12 protein-coding genes are annotated in these 17346 nt (G+C 68.7%); 4 read left to right on the top strand and 8 right to left on the bottom strand.

The features are described 5' to 3' along the window. Positions 1-117: 117 nt before the first annotated feature. Both C4F17_RS26320 and deoC read right to left on the bottom strand, forming a co-directional pair. The gene (locus tag C4F17_RS26320; protein ID WP_106937204.1) at positions 118-2565 is read right to left on the bottom strand and encodes an aldehyde dehydrogenase family protein; all 2448 of its coding nucleotides are present in this window, start codon (positions 2563-2565) and stop codon (positions 118-120) included. A 5-nt stretch (positions 2566-2570) separates the two neighbouring features. Further along, entirely contained in the window at positions 2571-3638 is a 1068-nt protein-coding gene (gene deoC, locus C4F17_RS26315) for a deoxyribose-phosphate aldolase (RefSeq protein ID WP_106937203.1), read from the bottom strand. Positions 3639-3863: 225 nt separating this feature from the next. Between deoC and C4F17_RS26310 the strand changes: the two genes are divergently transcribed. From C4F17_RS26310 to C4F17_RS26300, 3 genes are all read left to right on the top strand, one after another. After that, entirely contained in the window at positions 3864-4652 is a 789-nt protein-coding gene (locus C4F17_RS26310) for a DeoR/GlpR family DNA-binding transcription regulator (RefSeq protein WP_081271240.1), read from the top strand. Positions 4653-4741: 89 nt separating this feature from the next. Further along, complete coding sequence (locus C4F17_RS26305) at positions 4742-5272, top strand: Lrp/AsnC family transcriptional regulator (RefSeq protein ID WP_106937202.1); 531 nt, start codon at positions 4742-4744, stop codon at positions 5270-5272. Between the two features lie 82 nt (positions 5273-5354). Further along, complete coding sequence (locus C4F17_RS26300; protein ID WP_159053724.1) at positions 5355-6179, top strand: hypothetical protein; 825 nt, start codon at positions 5355-5357, stop codon at positions 6177-6179. Between the two features lie 40 nt (positions 6180-6219). On the opposite strand, the gene C4F17_RS26295 is transcribed toward C4F17_RS26300, so the two are convergent. The 4 genes from C4F17_RS26295 to C4F17_RS26280 all read right to left on the bottom strand — a co-directional run bounded on the left by C4F17_RS26295 (position 6220) and on the right by C4F17_RS26280 (position 13206). Continuing rightward, positions 6220-8382, bottom strand: a complete 2163-nt coding sequence (locus tag C4F17_RS26295) for a histidine-type phosphatase (protein WP_106937200.1) — start codon at positions 8380-8382, stop codon at positions 6220-6222. 114 nt (positions 8383-8496) lie between these two features. Continuing rightward, complete coding sequence (locus tag C4F17_RS26290) at positions 8497-9429, bottom strand: dimethyl sulfoxide reductase anchor subunit family protein (protein WP_106937199.1); 933 nt, start codon at positions 9427-9429, stop codon at positions 8497-8499. A gap of 4 nt (positions 9430-9433) precedes the next feature. After that, positions 9434-10264, bottom strand: coding sequence for a 4Fe-4S dicluster domain-containing protein (locus C4F17_RS26285; RefSeq protein ID WP_325001419.1), 831 nt, complete (start codon positions 10262-10264; stop codon positions 9434-9436). Further along, complete coding sequence (locus C4F17_RS26280; protein ID WP_106937198.1) at positions 10261-13206, bottom strand: molybdopterin oxidoreductase family protein; 2946 nt, start codon at positions 13204-13206, stop codon at positions 10261-10263. The genes C4F17_RS26285 and C4F17_RS26280 overlap by 4 nt, the downstream gene beginning before the upstream one ends. Before the next feature lie 82 nt (positions 13207-13288). On the opposite strand from C4F17_RS26280, the gene C4F17_RS26275 reads away from it, so the two are divergent. Then, positions 13289-14230: a LysR family transcriptional regulator gene (locus C4F17_RS26275; protein ID WP_106937197.1), complete on the top strand. Its 942-nt coding sequence runs from the start codon at positions 13289-13291 to the stop codon at positions 14228-14230. A 15-nt stretch (positions 14231-14245) separates the two neighbouring features. On the opposite strand, the gene C4F17_RS26270 is transcribed toward C4F17_RS26275, so the two are convergent. Together C4F17_RS26270 and xsc are read right to left on the bottom strand one after the other, a co-directional pair. After that, on the bottom strand, positions 14246-15448 hold the full coding sequence (locus C4F17_RS26270; RefSeq protein ID WP_106937196.1) for an acetate/propionate family kinase: 1203 nt from the start codon (positions 15446-15448) through the stop codon (positions 14246-14248). 7 nt (positions 15449-15455) lie between these two features. Beyond that, positions 15456-17279 carry a sulfoacetaldehyde acetyltransferase gene (gene xsc / locus C4F17_RS26265; RefSeq protein ID WP_106937195.1) on the bottom strand — a complete coding sequence of 608 codons (1824 nt, stop codon included), beginning with the start codon at positions 17277-17279 and terminating at the stop codon, positions 15456-15458. Positions 17280-17346: the final 67 nt, after the last annotated feature.

Below are 17346 nucleotides of genomic sequence, written 5' to 3'. Positions count from 1 at the left end.
CTCCTCGAATTGGAACGGCTGTCGCGGTTGCGATCTTAAGTAAAGAAAACGTTTGCGCAAACGTTTGCTATTTGGGGATTTCCCTTGGTTCGTGTGACGGGCACGACGGCCGCCCGCTCATTCGCCATAGGGAATCCAGATGTTCTTGACCTGCGTGGCGTGCCGCAGGAACGCGGGGCCCTCGGCCGAGGCCGGGTCGTGCCAGTCGGTGGCAAGGCCGTGGTCGGTCAGCGTGCGCTTGAGGTTGCCGACCGACAGCAGTTCGGCATCGCGCGACAGTTCCTTCGCGCCGAAAACCCACAGTGCATCCACATCGTCGTGCTCGGCCAGCGTGCGCGCGAGGCTCGCGGCCGGACCGGTCACGAGGTTGACGACACCGGCCGGCAGGTCGGAGGTCTCCAGCACCTGATAGAAGTCGGTGGCGACCAGCGCGTGTTTCTCGCCGGGCACGATCACCGTGCGGTTGCCCATGGCCATGAGGGGCGCGAGCAGGCTCACGAATGACAGCAGCGGCGCCTCGTCGGGGCACACCACCCCCACCACGCCGATCGCCTCGACCGTGGCCAGCGCCACGCCGCGCAGCGGCGGCACATGCACCGCGCCCTCGTACTTGTCGGCCCAGGCGCCGTAGGCGAACAGGCGGCCCACCGATGCGTCGACCTCGGCCTGCGCGGCTTGCGCGCCAACACCGGTCAGGCTCGCGATGCGCGCGGCAAACTCGCCGGCGCGGGCCGACAGGTTTTCCGCGAGGTAGTACAGCGCCTGCGCGCGGCGATGCGGCGTCGCGCTCGACCAGCTCGCCGCGGCGCGCGCAGCGGCCACCGCGTTGCGGATGTCCTTGCGGTTGCCCACCCCCACTTCGCCGGCACGCTCTCCGCCGGCCGCGAAGACCGGGCGCGACAGCTCGCCGTCGGGCCGCACCTGCTTGCCGCCGATGAAGAGCTTGGCGGTGCGGTCGATGGCGGGCAGCGCGGGCGAAGACCCGTTCCCGGTCTTCGCGGCGGCTTCGTTAGCCGCCGCCGCAGCGGCCACATCTGCCAGGCGCGGCTTGCGCTGCGCCCAGGCACGCGGCTTCAGGTATTCGTAGCAGCCTTCTCTTCCGCCCTCGCGCCCGTAGCCCGATTCGCGGTAGCCGCCGAAGCCCACGCCCGCGTCGAACAGGTTGGTCGCGTTGACCCAGACCACGCCTGCCTGCAGCTGCGGCGCGATGCCCAGCGCGAGGCCGATGGTCTCGCTCCACACGCTGGCGGCGAGGCCGTAGCGGGTGTTGTTGGCGAGCGCCACGGCTTCGTCGGGCGTGCGGAAAGTCATCGTGACCATCACGGGCCCGAAGATCTCCTCGGTCGCCACGGTGGATGCCGGCTGCACGCCCGTCAGCAGCGTCGGCGCAAAGAAGCTGCCGCCCGGCGGCAGCTCGCCCGGCGCCTGGTAGCAGGTCGCGCCATCGCGCACGCCGGCGGCCACCAGCGAGCGCACGCGTTCGAGCTGCGTGGGGTCGATCAGGCTGCCCATGTCGATCGCCTTGTCCAGCGGCAAGCCCACGCGCAAGGTCTGCATGCGGCGCTTCAGGCGCGCGATGAAGTCGTCCGCGATGCCTTCCTGCAGCAGCAGCCGCGAACCGGCGCAGCACACCTGGCCCTGGTTGAACCAGATGGCGTCGACCACGCCTTCGACGGCGGCGTCGATGTCCGCGTCGTCGAACACGATGAAGGGCGACTTGCCGCCCAGCTCCAGCGTGAGCGACTTGCCCGTGCCCGCCGTGGCGGCGCGGATCAGCCGCCCTACTTCCGTCGAGCCGGTGAAGGCGATCTTGTCCACGCCCTCGTGCGCGACCAGCGCAGCGCCCGTGGCGCCGTCGCCCGTCACCACGTTGAGCACGCCGCCCGGCAGCCCCGCCTGCGCCGCCAGTTCAGCGAAGAGCAAGGCGCTCAGCGGCGTGAGCTCCGCCGGCTTCAGCACCACGGTGTTGCCCAGCGCCAGCGCGGGAGCGATCTTCCAAGCGAGCATCAGCAGCGGGAAGTTCCACGGAATGATCTGGCCGACCACGCCCAGCGGCACCTGGTCGGCGAACTCGCGCTCCTGCAGCTGCGCCCAGCCGGCGTGGTGATAGAAGTGGCGCGCGGCCAGCGGCACGTCGAGATCGCGCGTCTCGCGGATCGGCTTGCCGTTGTCCAGCGCCTCGACCACCGCGAGCAGGCGCGCATGGCGCTGCACCATGCGTGCCAGTGCGTACAGGTGCCGTGCGCGACCATGGCCGCCGAGCGCATGCCAGCCGGGCTGCGCGGCGCGCGCCGCCGCCACCGCGGCGTCCACGTCCTTCGCGCAGCCCTGCGCAACGCGCGCCAGCCGCTGGCCGGTGGCCGGCTCGGCGGTGTCGAAATGCACGCCGCCGGAAGCGGGCGTGAAGCGCCCGTCGATGAAGTGGCCGAAGCCTTCGGCATGGCGCGCGAGCCATTCGCGTGCATCGGTGTCGCTCTCGGGCGCGGGGCCGTAGTCCATGGTGTCGAAATAGCGCGCGACGCTGCTGCCGGCGGCGGAGTTTTTGTTGTTGCTGCTGCTGCTCATCGGGCTCATCCGATCGGGTGGCGGTTGTAGGCCGAGTAGCGGCCGGTGATGTGGTGCTCCAGCTGGCGCTCGATGTCGGCCAGCAGCGTGGAAGCGCCGATGCGGAACAGATCGGGCTCGAGCCAGTCGCGGCCCAGCTCTTCCTTCATGAGCACCTGGTAGTCGAGCGCGGTCTTGGCGGTGGAGACGCCGCCCGCCGGCTTGTAGCCCACGCGCAGGCCGGTGCGGGCCTCGTATTGGCGGATCATCCGCAGCATCGCGAGCGTGACCAGCGGCGTGGCGTTGACGCCCTCCTTGCCGGTGGAGGTCTTGATGAAGTCGGCGCCGGCCATCATGCAGACCATCGAGGCCTTGGCGACGTTGCGCAGCGTCTTGAGCTCGCCCGTCGCGAGGATCGCCTTCACGTGCGCCGCGCCCGCCGCGCGGCGGAAATCGAGCATCTCGTCGTAGAGCTTCTTCCACTGGCCGGTGAGCACGTGCTCGCGGGTGATGACGATGTCGATCTCCGAGGCGCCGTCGCGCACCGAGGCCTCGATTTCCTTGAGCTTGAGCTCGTGCGGAATCAGGCCCGCCGGAAAGCCCGTGGACACCGCCGCCACCGGAATGCCCGTGCCCGCCAGCGCCTCGACCGCGGTCGAGACGAAGCGGTGGTACACGCACACAGCCCCGGTGTGCAGCTTGCGGTCGGCGAAGCCGAGGGCGGCCAGCAGGTCCGGGCGCACCGGCATCGCGGCCTTGGCGCAGAGCCGCTTCACGCGCTCGGCGGTATCGTCGCCGCTGAGCGTGGTCAGGTCGATGCAGGTGATCGCCTTGAGCAGCCAGCCGGCCTGCGCGTCCTTCTTGACCGAGCGGCGTCCGGGCAGCGTGGCCACGCGGCGCTCCGCAGCCGAGAGGTTGAAGCGGATGCCTTCGATCCAGCCCGCGTCGAACGGCTGGGCGGTGTTGCGGGCAGCGGCGGCATGCGCCTGCGCGGGCGCCGCCGGCAAGGCCGGGGCATCCGCATTGGCGGAAGCCGGCGGCGCCGGGCGCGAGCGCACCGCGCCGCTGGGGCGAACGAGGGAAGTGGAGGTCATGGATGGGCGGGCGCCGTCAGGCGCAAGGGCCGCGGCTGCGGCGGGCAGGCAATGGGCATGTCTTTTGTCTCCGGGCTGCGCCGCGTGGCTGCTCAGCCTTGATGCTGTTCGTGTTGGCCTAAATGTTATTACAACAACATTTATCAGCGCAATATGTTTTTCAAGAAACATTAATCCAGCGTGCCATGACCGATACTCCGCCACGTGGATCTGAGAAAACCGAACATGCGAAGAACAGCCGGAGCCGAAGCCCGGGCCATGCGCCTGGCCAGGATGCAGGAACTCGTCGAGGCCGGCGGCCCGCTGCCGATCAAGCAGGCGGCGCTGCAGCTCGACGTGACGGAAATGACCATCCGCCGCGACCTGTCGTCGGCCGAATCGCCCCTCTCCGCCCTCGGGGGCTATGTGCTGGCCACCACGCTGCCCGGTGCCGAGCGCTACTCGCTCGACGAGGCCAGCGACCAGCACGCGGCCAACAAGCGCCTGGCCTGCGAACACGCCGCCAGGCTGGTGCAGCCGCACGACAGCCTGTTCATCGACTGCGGCACCACCATGGTCCATTTCGCCGAGGCGCTGCCGCCAGAAATGCCGCTGAGCGTGGCGTGTTACTCCACGAACATTGCGCAGGTGCTGAGTCGCCGTCCGAACACGCAGCTGATGCTGATGGGCGGGCTCTACCACCCCTCTTCGGCCACCTTCTTCTCCGACGAGGGCCTGCAGTACCTCGCCAGGCTGGGCGTGAGCAAGGCCTTCATCTCGGCGGGTGGTATCGACCTGAAACGCGGCGCGAGCTGCTCCAACTTCCACGAAGTGCCCGTGAAGCAGGCGGCCATCCGCTGCGCGTCGCAGAGCTTCCTGGTGGTGGACGAAAGCAAGCTCGGCACGCTGCGCCCGGCGTTCTTCAGCCCGCTCGATGCCTTCGCGCGCATCGTGGTGGGCGGCTCGCCAGACGCTTCGCTGAAAAAGCAGTTCAAGGACCTGCCGCTGGAATTCGCGCGCGCCCGCGACGCATAGCTTCGGCGCCGGCGGCGGCCGGGGCACGGCACCGGCCGGACACATCGATCAGTGAGAATCGCTGCGACGCCACTACCTGCGATCCCGCGATGAATGCCGGCACCGTTTCACTCGACGAGCACTGCCTCAAGATCCTCTCCGCGCTGCAGCACGACGGGCGACAGACCGTGCAGCAGATTTCCGAGACCATCGGGCTGTCGCCCACGCCTTGCTGGAAGCGCATCAAGGACATGGAGGCGGCCGGCGTCATTCGCGGCTACACCACGCTGGTCGACCCCGAGCAGGTCGGCCTGCACGTGTCGGCCGTGGCAGAGGTCAACCTCGACCGCCACAGCGAGGCAATGGTGCAGCGCTTCGAAGAAGCCGTGGCGGCGAGCCCGCAGATCATCCGCTGCGTGTCAGCCACCGGCCCGGCGGACTACATCCTCAACGTGACCGTGCCCGACATGAAGCACTACGAGCGCTTCCTGCACGAGGTGCTGTTCAGCCTGCCCGGCGTGACGCACGTGCGCTCGAGCATCGTGCTGCGCGAGATCAAGTCGGAAACGGCGCTGCCGCTCGACCACCTGCTGCCGGGCACGCCCGGCAAGCCGCGCGCCACGGGGTCGCGCAGAAGCTAGACACCGCTCAAGGGTATCGGCACCGCGTGCCGGGGGCCGTGTGGAGAATGGCCGCATCCTCCGCCCCGACCGCGCCCCGACCATGCCCCTGCCCAAGCCCCTCCTGCTGCAACGCGCCTATCTCCTGCTCATCGCCGTGCTGGTGTTCATCGGCTGCTGGGTCGCACCCATCGACGCGCCCGCGCGAGCCCAGGTCAACGACGGGCTGAAGCGCGCGCTGACCACCTTTGCCGCGGCACGCGCGCTGGGCGCGGTGGTGTCGGTGGCGCAGGGCACGCAGGTCGACGCCACGCCGGGCGGCGTGGGCGTGAGCTTCGCGCCGGGGCAGGCGCTGAAGCCGCTGAACGAACTCATCGAGCAATTCGCGGCGGTGATGCTCGCGGCCAGCGTGTCTTTCGGCATTCAGCTGGTGCTGCTGAGCATCGGCGCGCACCACCTCATGTCTTACCTGGTCTGCGCGGTGGCGCTGGCCTGGATCGTGTGGCGCTGGCGGCGCGGCAGTTCGCCGCGCTGGCTGCAATCGGCGTTGATCGGCCTGCTGCTGGTGCGCTTCGCGGTGCCGCTGGCGGCCGTGGCCAACGAAGGCCTCTACCGCGTGTTCATGGCCAACGACTACCAGGCAGCGCTCTCGGGCATCGAGAAGTCGCCGACCGCCGTGGTCGATGCCACGCAGGAAGCCCCCGCGGCGCAGGAAGGCTGGCGCGACCGCGTCGAACGCTGGCTGCCGAAGCTGCCCAACCTCAAGGCGACCTACGACGAGATCTTGAAATCCGCCTCCGACTGGGCGGAGCGCATCGTGAAGCTGATCGCCCTGTTCGTGCTGCAGACCATCGTGCTGCCGCTGGTGTTCCTGTTCGCGGCGTGGCGGCTTGCGCGGGCCGCGATACGCGAACCGGTACGCAAGTAGGCGCAGCCGCTGCCGGCCGCCGCGGCAACACGAAGCAGGCCTACTGCGCCACCACGTGGCCGTAGCAGGCCTTCAGGGCCGTGTAGTCGTAGTAGTGGGCGGTGCCCGCCTTCTTCGCGCCGTCGCAGGCGGCCTTGAAGTCGGTTTCCTTCTCGTTGTAGAGCATCTTCACCAGCAGCTTGCCGCTGGCGTCCGCGTACACGTCCCACTGCATGTTGGCAGCCATCGGCGACACGTACTCGCCGCGCCATGCGTTGCTGCCGTAGCTGAAGTTGGCGGCCTTGGGCACGCTCTGGTCCACGCCCTTCAGGCCCATGCGCACGGCAAAGGGCATGAGGATCTCGGCGTGCGCGAAGCGCAGCTTGGCGGCATGCGAGCGGTCGCCGCGCGCGATGGCGTCGACCTCGTTGAACATGTCGTCCACCAGGATCTGCGACATGCGCGAAGTGATGTCGCCCTTCTCGGTCATGCCGGGGCCCTTGTCGTAGAAGTCGGAGCCGTCGTTGAGCGCGGCGAAGAACTTCGCCTGCGCGGCGGGCATGTAGGCGGCGAAGTCGACGCCGGCCTCGCTGCGCATGGCCGGCGCGATCACGTAGAGCTCGTACAGCAGCGAACCGGCATCGCCCGGCGACTTGATCGCGGTCTTGCCGTCACCGCTCAGGCTGGACGAAAACTTGCCGTCGTCGCTCGCGAAAGTGCGGGTGCCTGTATTCGCGAAGCTGTAGCTGCCGTCGGCGATCTTGTCGACGAAGCTCTTGGCGAACAGGCGCTCCAGCAGCACCCGGCCGGCAGCCGCGGCCTCGGGCGTGACCGTGAGGCCGCTCTGCTTGGCGGCCAGGTCGGCGTCGCCGGACTTGTAGGCCTGGTAGGCCTGGCTGTCCTGGTAGGTCGTGTAGAGCGGGTCAGCCGGCTTGGTCACCTGGTCGGTGGCCTTCACGAGCTTGTGGAAGTACAGCAGGAAGCGGTTGGTGCCGGCCGGCTGGCTCACCGCGGCGCCGGTGTCGGGGTAAGGCGCCGGTGCGGGCGGATAGGTGACGAGCGGCGCCAGCGCGGGCTGCGCCGCCTTGAGCGACTGCACGAAGAAGTTGCCGCTGTCGACCGCGCGGTCGACGCCGGAAGTGACGGTCACGATCTGCCGGGGCGCCGAGCCGGCGCTGTCGCCGACCTGCTTCCAGTAGGCCGGCAGCCGCTGCACCAGCCGCGCCGCCAACTGCGTGTGTTCGTTGATGCCGACCTGCGTCTCGTTGCCGTAGCCAGGCGTGCTGATGCCCGCCACGCCGTAGCCCAGCAGGAAGTTGGCCTTCATGATCTTCAGCACGTCGGGGCCGAGCTTCTGCCCGAGCGGCGTGAGCGCACCGTCGTCCCGTGCCTTCTCCCACATGTTGTAGACGGCCAGGTCGTACTTGAGGCTGGACAGGCCGCGCGAGCCGTGGCGCGCGATCATCTCCGTGTAGACCGGCGCAAAGCCCGCGGGCGGCGCCTCGTAGGTGCTCACGTCCTGCTGCGGACGGTACGGGGCCTTGGTCTGGTAGTAGCGGTCGGTCAGGGCCGCGGCGGTCAGCACAGCCTTGACGTCGTCGCCGGCGGCGGCCGACGCAAGCGCGTCGCGGATGCGCTGCAGCCCCTCGTCGGACGCGGCCTTTAGCGCGGCCTTGGTCACCGGATCGCTCTCGGTGTTGAAGTCGCCGAGCAGCTTGGCTGCCACCACGCCGACCGAGATGGCGACCTTGCTGCTGGCCGCCTTGAAGTCCAGGCCGCCGGCTTCCATTTCGGCGACCACGGCAGTCGACTGGTAGTCGACGACGCCCGGTGCCTCTTTCGGCGCGCGCAGCACGAGCCGCGAGGTCACGGGCTTCGAGGTGGAGGTGGCGGGGTCGAGCTCGGTGGCATCGGTGCCGATCTCGGCGACGATGCCTGCGCTTGCGCCGGCCAGCGTGAAGCCGCCCTGCTTGTCGGTGCGCGTGGAGGGCTCGTCGGCATCGCAGCGGCCGTTGGCGTTGATGTCGAGGCAGACCTTCGCGTTGACGAAATAACTTCCCACGACCACACCGCTCACGTTCGAAGAAGCGGCAGGTGCGGGCGCGGGCGTCGTGGCGGCCGGAGGCAGCGCGAAAGGAACGCCGCCGCCACCGCCGCCTCCACCGCCGCAAGAGGCCAGCAGCAGCGCGACAAGGCCGAGGGACGAAGACGGCAGGCCGGTCAAGGCACGGGGAAGGGGCAGGTTCGGCAACATGGAGGAAGGGCAGGAAACAAAAGTTTCGAATCCTTCCATCCGTGCATGACGCGCCGATGACCCGTGGCGCAAACAGCAACAAGCCTAGGAAACGACCTGGTAATAGAGGTTCTGCGGATGTCTGGCCTGCGCGAAGAAAAACCAGCGCTCGGCCAGCAGGCCCGGCGCCTGCACGGCGACCGCCAGCAGCCACGGCAGCACCGACGCGCTCGCGACGCCCCATGCCGCCAGCAACGCGGGCAGCACGAAGGCCAGCAGCAGAAAACCGAGCTTCATGTTCCCGAGCGCCGCGAGCGACACGCCATGGAAGAACTCCCGCGTGTTGAACGACCCGGCCGACATGCCCATGGACTTCTGCACCAGCTTCTGCGCGCGGATGCCCGTGGCCGACTGCAAGGTCGACTTGTGGCGCAGGCGCGCGTTGCGCCGCAAGGCGCCGCCGCGCGCGGCCCAGGCGGCCAGCGTGGCGACGAGCGCCCATGGCCCGAACACCTGCACGAAGCGCGCCTCGCCGCTCAGGGCCGCCATCGCGCATGCCAGCACCAGCCCCGAAGACAGCCCGATCAGCGTGAAGTTGAGCACCGTCAGCGGATGCGCCCATTCCTCGATGAAGCGCAGGCAGGCGTAGATCATCGCGGTGCAGTACCAGAGCAGCATCGCGCCGCACAGCACCAGCAGCGGCAACAGCCACGACCACGGCGCGCCGGCGCCCAGCCGCAGCGACAGCCACCACGACGCCACCAGCGCGATGAACACCGGCAGCACGATGACCTCGCGCGACATCCACGAAGTGCGCCACATCAGCACCGCCCGCCATGCGCGCGTCTTGCGGCCCAGGTGCATGAACGATGCGGCAAGGCCCGCCACCAGCAGCACCTCGGCCACGCCCAGCGCAATGCCCAGGAAGCCCGGCGCCAGTTCCAGGCCGAACAGCACCGCCAGCGCCAGCGCGAACACCAGCCCCTGCGCGGCGCCGGCCAGCGTGGTGAAGAAAAGAATCGAGAACGCGGGATGCATGCGGCTACTCCTTCGCGTCCGCCGGCTGCGTGATGTGCCTGGGCAGGTACTGGTTGGCCGGGCTGGTCTCCCACTCGGGCATCAGCTGGTAGCCGCCGCGCTCGCGGATGGCCTTCGACACTTCAGAGTCCGGGTCCTTCACGTCGCCGAAGATACGCGCGCCGGTCGGGCATGCCTTCACGCAGGCCGGCTTGCGGTCTTCCTTGGGCAACTGCTCGTCGTAGATGCGGTCCACGCACAGCGTGCACTTGGTCATGACCTGGCGCTCTTCGTCGAGCTCGCGCGCGCCGTAGGGGCAGGCCCATGCGCAGTACTTGCAGCCGATGCACTTGTCGTAGTCGACCAGCACGATGCCGTCTTCCTTGCGCTTGTAGCTCGCGCCCGTGGGGCACACCGGAACGCACGGCGGGTCTTCGCAGTGCAGGCAGCTCTTGGGGAAATGGATGGTCTCGGTGACGGGAAAGGCGCCGGCCTCGTAGGTCTGCACGCGGTTGAAGAAGGTGCCGGTGGGGTTGGCGGCATAGGGGCGTTCATCGGCCAGCGGGCCCGCGCTGCCGGAGGTGTTCCATTGCTTGCAGGAGGTGACGCAGGCGTGGCAGCCGACGCAGACGTTGAGGTCGATGACGAGGGCGAGTTGCTTGGCGAGGGTTTCGCCCTGCTCTGCGCGCTGGGTTGCATTGCTCCCTCCCCCTCTGGGGGAGGGTCGGGGTGGGGGCACGCCGGCCTTCGATGCAACAAGGCTTCCAGCTCCAACGCCGATGCCCCCACCCCCGCCCTCCCCCAGAGGGGGAGGGAGCGACACGGGGGACAGCAGATCCTTGAGCCACTGCATCATTTCTTCCCCCTCCCCGCAAAGTACGTCAACACACTCGCCGCCTTCCCCAGCACCCCGGGCACCACCGGCATGCTCGCAACCTGCGGATAGCTCTCCTCGGGCTCGCCGGGCTCCGCCGGCCGTATGCGCACCCGCACGTCGTACCACCCCGCCTGCCCGGTGATCGGATCCGAATTGCTGATGGTCCCGCTCGCGGTGCCTGCGCAGGGCAGTTCCTCGCTGATCAGGTGGTTCAGCAGGAAGCCCTTGCGCGCCTCGTCGGCTCCCGGTGCCAGTTGCCATGCGCCGTCGGCCTTGCCGATGGCGTTCCAGGTCCACACCGTGCCCGGCTCCACCGCCTCGCTGTAGCGCAGCATGCAGCGCACCTGGCCCCACCGGCTCTCGACCCAGCACCAGCCGCCGTCCGCAATGCCCGCCGCCTGCGCGGTCAGCGGATTCACGTGCAGGTAGTTGTGGCTGTGGATCTGCCGCAGCCACGCGTTCTGCGAGTCCCACGAGTGGTACATCGCCATCGGCCGCTGCGTGAGCGCGTTGAGCGGATAGGCGGCCAGGTCGGTCGCCGCTTCTTCGAGCGGCGGATACCAGAACGGCAGCGGGTCGAAGTATTTGTCGATGCGCTCGCGCAATGCATCGGGCGGTTGCCGCCCCGGGCTCTTGCCCTGCGCCGCGAGCCTGAAGCTCTGCAGGGTGTCGGAATACAGCGCCAGCTGCACCGGGTCGTTGCGCTGGCGCCAGCCCTTGTCTTTCGCAAAGTCCAGATACTCCCGGTTCCAGTTGCGCATGTAGTGCATGGTCTCGGGCATGTGGTACTGGAACACGCAGTTGTTCTGCGCATAGGCCTCCCACTGCTTGGGGTTGGGCGCGCCGCGCAGGTGCTCGGTGCCGTCCTTGCCGCGCCAGCCCATGAGAAAGCCGATACCCGGCTGCGGCTCGAAGTTGACGACGAAGTCCGGGTAGCCCGTGTACTTGCGCCCGCCCTCCGGCGTGGTGAAGGCCGGAAACTTCAGCCGCGAAGCCAGCTCGATCAGCACCTCCTGGAACGGCCTGCACTCGCCCGTCGGCGGCACCACCGGCACGCGCACCGAATCGACCGGCCCGTCGAACTCCGAGATCGGCCGGTCGAGCATGCCCATCACGTCGTGCCGCTCGAGGTACGTGGTGTCGGGCAGCACCAGGTCGGCGAAGGCCACGGTCTCGCTCTGGAAGGCGTCGCACACCACCAGGAACGGGATCATGTGCTCGCCCTTCTCGTCCTTGCGGTTGAGCATCTCGCGCACGGCCATGGTGTTCATGCTCGAATTCCAGGCCATGTTGGCCATGAAGATCAGCAGCGTGTCGATGCGGTAGGGGTCGCCCTTGGCCGCGTTGGTGATCACGTTGTGCATGAGCCCGTGCGCCGACAGCGGGTGCTCCCACGAGAAGGCATGGTCGATGCGTATCGGCGAGCCGTCGGGGTTGATGGCCAGCTCGTCCGGGCCGGCCGGAAAGCCCAGCGGAGCCGCATTGAGCGGCGTGTTCGGCTGGATCATGCCGGGGTCGTTGAAGGCCCGGTAGTTGGGCACGATGTGGCGCGGATACGGCGCCTTGTGCCGGAAGCCGCCGGGCGCGTCGATGGTGCCGAGCACGCTCATCAGCACCGCCAGCGCGCGCACCGTCTGGAAACCGTTGGAGTGCGCCGCCAGCCCGCGCATTGCATGGAAGGCCACCGGCCGCGCCTGCGTGGTCGGGTGCTTCTTGCCCCAGGCGTCGGTCCACGGAATCGGCAGCTCGAAGGCCTGCTTGAGCGCGGTCTCGCCCATCTCGCGCGCCAGCTTGCGGATGCGCGCCGCGTCGATGCCGGTGATGGCCTGCGCCCACTCGGGCGTGCAGGCGGCGACGCGATCGCGCAGCAGCTGGAACGACGGCGCCACGCGCGTGCCGTCGGCCAGCGTGTAGTGCCCTTCGAGCGCCGGGTCGCAGCCTTCCTCGATTCCTTCGGGGTACGCGTTCTTCACGCTGCCGCTGGCCTTGTCCCACACCAGCTTGTTGTGCGGATTGCGTCCGTCGCCGGGCGGGCCGCGTTGCGGGTCGGGGTCGAAGGCGAAGAGGCCCTGCCGCTCGCAGTCGTCGAGCACCACGAGCTGCGGCGCATTGGTGAAGCGCTTGAGGAAGGCATGGTCCACGAGTTCGCTTGCGATCAGCTCGTGCAGCAGCGCCATGAACAGCGCGCCGTCGGTTCCCGGCTTGATGGGGATCCACTCGTCGGCAATGGCCGAATAGCCGGTGCGCACCGGGTTGATCGAGATGAAGCGCCCGCCCGAGCGCTTGAACTTGCTGATCGCGATCTTCATCGGGTTGCTGTGATGGTCTTCGGCGGTGCCGATCATCACGAACAGCTTGGCGCGCTCCAGGTCGGGGCCGCCGAACTCCCAGAAGCTGCCGCCGATGGTGTAGATCATCCCCGCGGCCATGTTGACCGAGCAGAAGCCGCCGTGCGCCGCATAGTTGGGCGTGCCGAACTGGCGCGCGAACAGGCCGGTGAGCGCCTGCATCTGGTCGCGCCCGGTGAACAGCGCGAACTTCTTCGGGTCGGTGGCGCGGATCTTCGCGAGGCGCTCGGTCAGCAGGTCGTAGGCGCGCTCCCAGCTGATGGGCTCGAACTCGGCCGCCCCGCGCTCGCTGCCGGCCTTGCGCAACAGCGGCTGCGTGATGCGCGCGGGCGACACCTGCTTCATGATCCCCGACGAACCCTTGGCGCAGATCACGCCCTGGTTCAGCGGATGGTCCGGGTTGCCGTCGATGTAGCGCACCTCCGGGCCCTTCTCGCCCTCGCGCAGATGCACGCGGATGCCGCAGCGGCAGGCGCACATGTAGCAGGTGGTGGTCTTGACCGTGGTGTCGGCCGTGGGAGTGGGCGCCGACAGCGGGTCGTGCACGGGCTCGCGGGACAGGAAACTGAACACTGTCGGTCCTTTGTTTTCAGGCGTGGCGCAGCCGATGTTAGGCACACCCGATCAATCGGAAAAGCGCAGAATATCTCTCACCATGACCGGAAAAACAGATCAACTTTCGGCGCAGCGCCTGCGCCTGAACCTGCGGCAGCTGGAGGTGTTCGTGGCCACCGCGCGCGGCGGCAGCACCCGTGCGGCGGCAGACCGCATTGCGCGTTCGCAGTCGGCCGCGAGCAGCGCGCTGGCCGACCTGGAAACCTCGGTCGGCGTGCTGCTGTTCGACCGCATCGGCCGCCGGCTGGTGCTCAACGAGAACGGCCGCGCCCTGCTGCCCAAAGCGCAGGCGCTTCTCGACCAGGCGGGCGAGGTGCAGGCCCTCTTCAGCGCCGAGCATGCGGCGCCGTTGCGCGTGGCGGCGAGCTTCACCATCGGCGAATACCTGCTGCCCGAGCGCATGTCGCAATGGACCGCATTGCACCCACAGAGCCAGGTGCGGCTGCACATCGCCAACACGCGCGACGTGATCGAGGCGGTGGCGGGCTTCGACGTCGACGTGGGTTTCATCGAAGGCCCGCAGACCCACCCCGACCTGGTGGTGCGCGCATGGCGCAGCGACGAACTGGTGATCGTGGCTGCGCCGGGCCATGCACTGGCCGGCCGCGTGGCCACGCACAAGCAGCTGTCGCAGGCCACCTGGGTGCTGCGCGAGCACGGCTCGGGCACGCGGCAGGTCACCGATGCCTGGCTGATCCAGAACCTGGAGCAGGTGAACGTGGGCTTCGAACTGGGGAGCACCGAGGCCATCAAGCGCGTGGTGGCCACGGGCACCGGCCTGGCCTGCCTGTCGCGCTACACCGTGGCGCAGGCGCTGGAAGACGGGCACCTGGTCGAACTGCGCACGCGGCTGCCGGCCGGCGTGCGCAAGCTGGCGACAGTGATGCACCGCGACAAGCTGCTGGGCGGCGCAACCGCCGACTTCCTGCGCCACTGCGGCGCCACGGTGCCGCGCATGGCCACCAGCGCCGCCGCGCGCTGAGCGCTCAGCCCGCGCTCAGCCCATGTGCAGCACGCGCGCCGTGTGGCGCGCGATCACCGCTTCTTCGTCGGTGCGCAGCACCCAGGCGCTCACAGGGCTGCCGGCCATGGTGAGCCGCGCAGCGCCGTCCCGGTTGGCGGCTGCATCCATCTGCACGCCCAGCCAGGCGCAGTCTTCGAGCATGCGTTGGCGCAGCGGCGCGTCGTTCTCGCCGATGCCTCCGGTGAACACGATGGCATCCACGCCGCGCAAGGCGCCCGCCAGCATGCCCATGTGCTGCACCACCTGCTCCACGAAATGCGCGATCGCCTCGGCAGCCGCCGGCTCTGCCGAAGCCTGCAGCGCACGCATGTCGCTCGACACGCCCGACAGCCCCAGCAAGCCCGATTCGCGGAACAGCAGCTTCTCGACCGCGTCGGCCGACATGCCGCGCGATCGCATCAGGTAGGGCACCACGGCCGCGTCGATGCGGCCGCAGCGCGTGCCCATGGTCAGGCCGTCCAGCGGAGAGAAGGTCATGGTCGTCGCGACCGAGCGGCCGTTGACCATGCCGCACATCGACGCGCCATTGCCCAGGTGCGCGACGATCACGCGCCGCTGCGCCAACTCGGGCGCGATGCCCGCGAACTGCGCAACGATCGATTCATACGAGAGGCCGTGGAAGCCGTAGCGCCGCACGCCAGCGTCGTGCAACTCGCGCGGCAACGCAAAGCGCCGGTTGACCTCCGGCTGCACCGCATGGAAGGCCGTGTCGAAGCACGCCACCTGCGGCACGCCCTCGAAGGCGGCCATGGCCGCGCGCACGCCCGCCAGGTTGTGCGGCTGGTGCAGTGGCGCCAAAGGCTCCAGCTTGGCGAGTGCATCGAGCAATGCCGCGTCGACGCGCACCGGCGCCACGAAGTCCGTGCCGCCATGCACGATGCGGTGCCCCACCGCCGCGATGCGCCCGCCCTCGCCTTGCTGCGCATGCCATTCGAGCAGCGCGGCCAGCGCGCCCTGGTGCGAGGCGCGTGCGCCATCGAGCGGCTCGTCGAGCAGCGTCTTGCCCTGTGCATCGCGAATGCGCAGCCGCGCCTGCAGGCCCGCGCCCAGACCGTCCGCCTGGCCCGACCAGCGCGCCGACGGCAACGCATCGCCGCCGCCCCGATGTGCCGCATCGAACAATGCGACCTTGATGGACGACGAGCCCGCGTTGAGCGTCAGCAGCGAATCGGTCATGGGTTCTTCAGACGTAGTCCTTGTACTTGTCGAGGAATCGTACCGGCTTGGACAGCGCGTCGCGGCGGAAGGGGTCGCCCAGCTCGCGGGTGCACATGATCTCGATGACGCAGGTCTTGCCTTCGTTCATCTGCATGTCGATGGCCTTCTTCAGCGCCGGGCCCACGTCTTCGAGCTTGTCGACCACGATGCCTTCGGCGCCCATGGCCTTGGCGATGCCCGCGAAGCTCTCGCTTTCAAGCTCGCCGGCCACGAAGCGGCGGTTGTAGAAGTCGACCTGGTTCTTCTTCTCGGCGCCCCACTGGCGGTTGTGGAACACCACGGCCGTCACCGGAATGTCATGGCGCACCGCCGTCATGATTTCCACCATGCTCATGCCCCAGGCGCCGTCGCCGGCATAGGCCACGGCCGGGCGGTCGGGTGCGGCGCACTTGGCGCCGATCATGGTGGGCAGCGAGTAGCCGCAGTTGCCGAAGCTCATCGGCGCGAAGAAGCTGCGCGGCTCCTCGAAGCGCAGGTAGCTGTTGGCAATGGCGTTGATGTTGCCGATGTCGGTGGAGACCATCACGCGCGGCGGCATGGCCTTCTCAAGCTCGCGCAGCACCTGGCGCGGGTGCAGGTAGCTGCCGCCGGTGGGCGTCTTCTCGCCCTTGGCTTCCTCGATGGCGTCGAGGCTGAACTGGTCGCGCTCGTGGGTCCACTCGTCGAGTTCCTTTTCCCACGCGGCCTTTTCGGCCTTGATCTTTTCGGCGCGCTCGGCCTTGGTGGCGTCGCAGGCCAGCGTCTTGCCCTGCAGGCGCTTGAGCAGTTCCTTGGCCGTGGCCTTGGCGTCGCCGTGGATGCCGACGGTGATCTTCTTCACCAGGCCCAGGTTGGTGTGGTCGGCCTCGACCTGGATGATCTTCGCGTCCTTCGGCCAGTAGTCCATGCCGTGCTGCGGCAGCGTGCCGAAGGGACCCATGCGCGAGCCCAGAGCCAGCACCACGTCGGCTTGCGCGATGAGCTTCATCGCCGCCTTGGAGCCCTGGTAGCCCAGCGGGCCGGCCCACAGCGGATGGCTCGCGGGGAAGGAGTCGTTGCGCAGGTATCCGTTGGCCACCGGCGCGCCCAGGCGCTCCGCCAGGGCCTTGCACTCTTCCACCGCATCGCCCATGACCACGCCGCCGCCCGAGAGGATCACAGGGAACCTGGCCGAGGCCAGCAGCTCGACCGCCGCGTTCAGGCTGTTCTCTCCGCCCGCGCCGCGCTCCACGCGCATCGGCTTCGGGATCTCGCACTGGATCTCGCCATAGAAGTAGTCGCGCGGAATGTTGAGCTGCGTCGGGCCCATCTCGGAGATGGCGCGGTCGAAGCAGCGCGCCGTGTACTCGGCCATGCGCTTGGGGTTGTTGACGTGGCCCTGGTACTTGGTGAACTCCTGGAACATCGGCAGCTGGTTGGCTTCCTGGAAGCCGCCGAGGCCCATGCCCATGGTGCCGGTCTCGGGCGTGATCATCACCACCGGGCTGTGCGCCCAGTAGGCCGCGGCAACGGCCGTCACGCAGTTGCTGATGCCGGGGCCGTTCTGGCCGATGACCAGGCCGTGGCGGCCCGACACGCGCGCATAGCCGTCGGCCATGTGGGCGCCGCCCTGCTCGTGCACCACCGGAATCAGCCGGATACCGGCGGGCGCGAAGATGTCCATCGCATCCATGAAGGCCGAGCCCATGATGCCGAAGATGTCGGTCACGCCGTTGGCGACCATGGTCTCGACGAAGGCCTCGGAGGGCGTCATCTTCTGCACGCCCTTGACGGCTTCGCGGGTGGGGGCTGCGGCTGGCTTCTGGCTCATGGAAGGCGTCTCCTGAAAGGATGATGGGCGGTGGTTTGCACCCAAAAAGTCGGAACGACTTGTTCCG

The organism is Variovorax sp. PMC12 (genome assembly GCF_003019815.1).
GTDB lineage: Bacteria > Pseudomonadota > Gammaproteobacteria > Burkholderiales > Burkholderiaceae_C > Variovorax.
The sequence above is the reverse complement of the archived record's forward strand: the minus strand, read 5'-3'. Positions and strand labels throughout refer to the sequence as shown.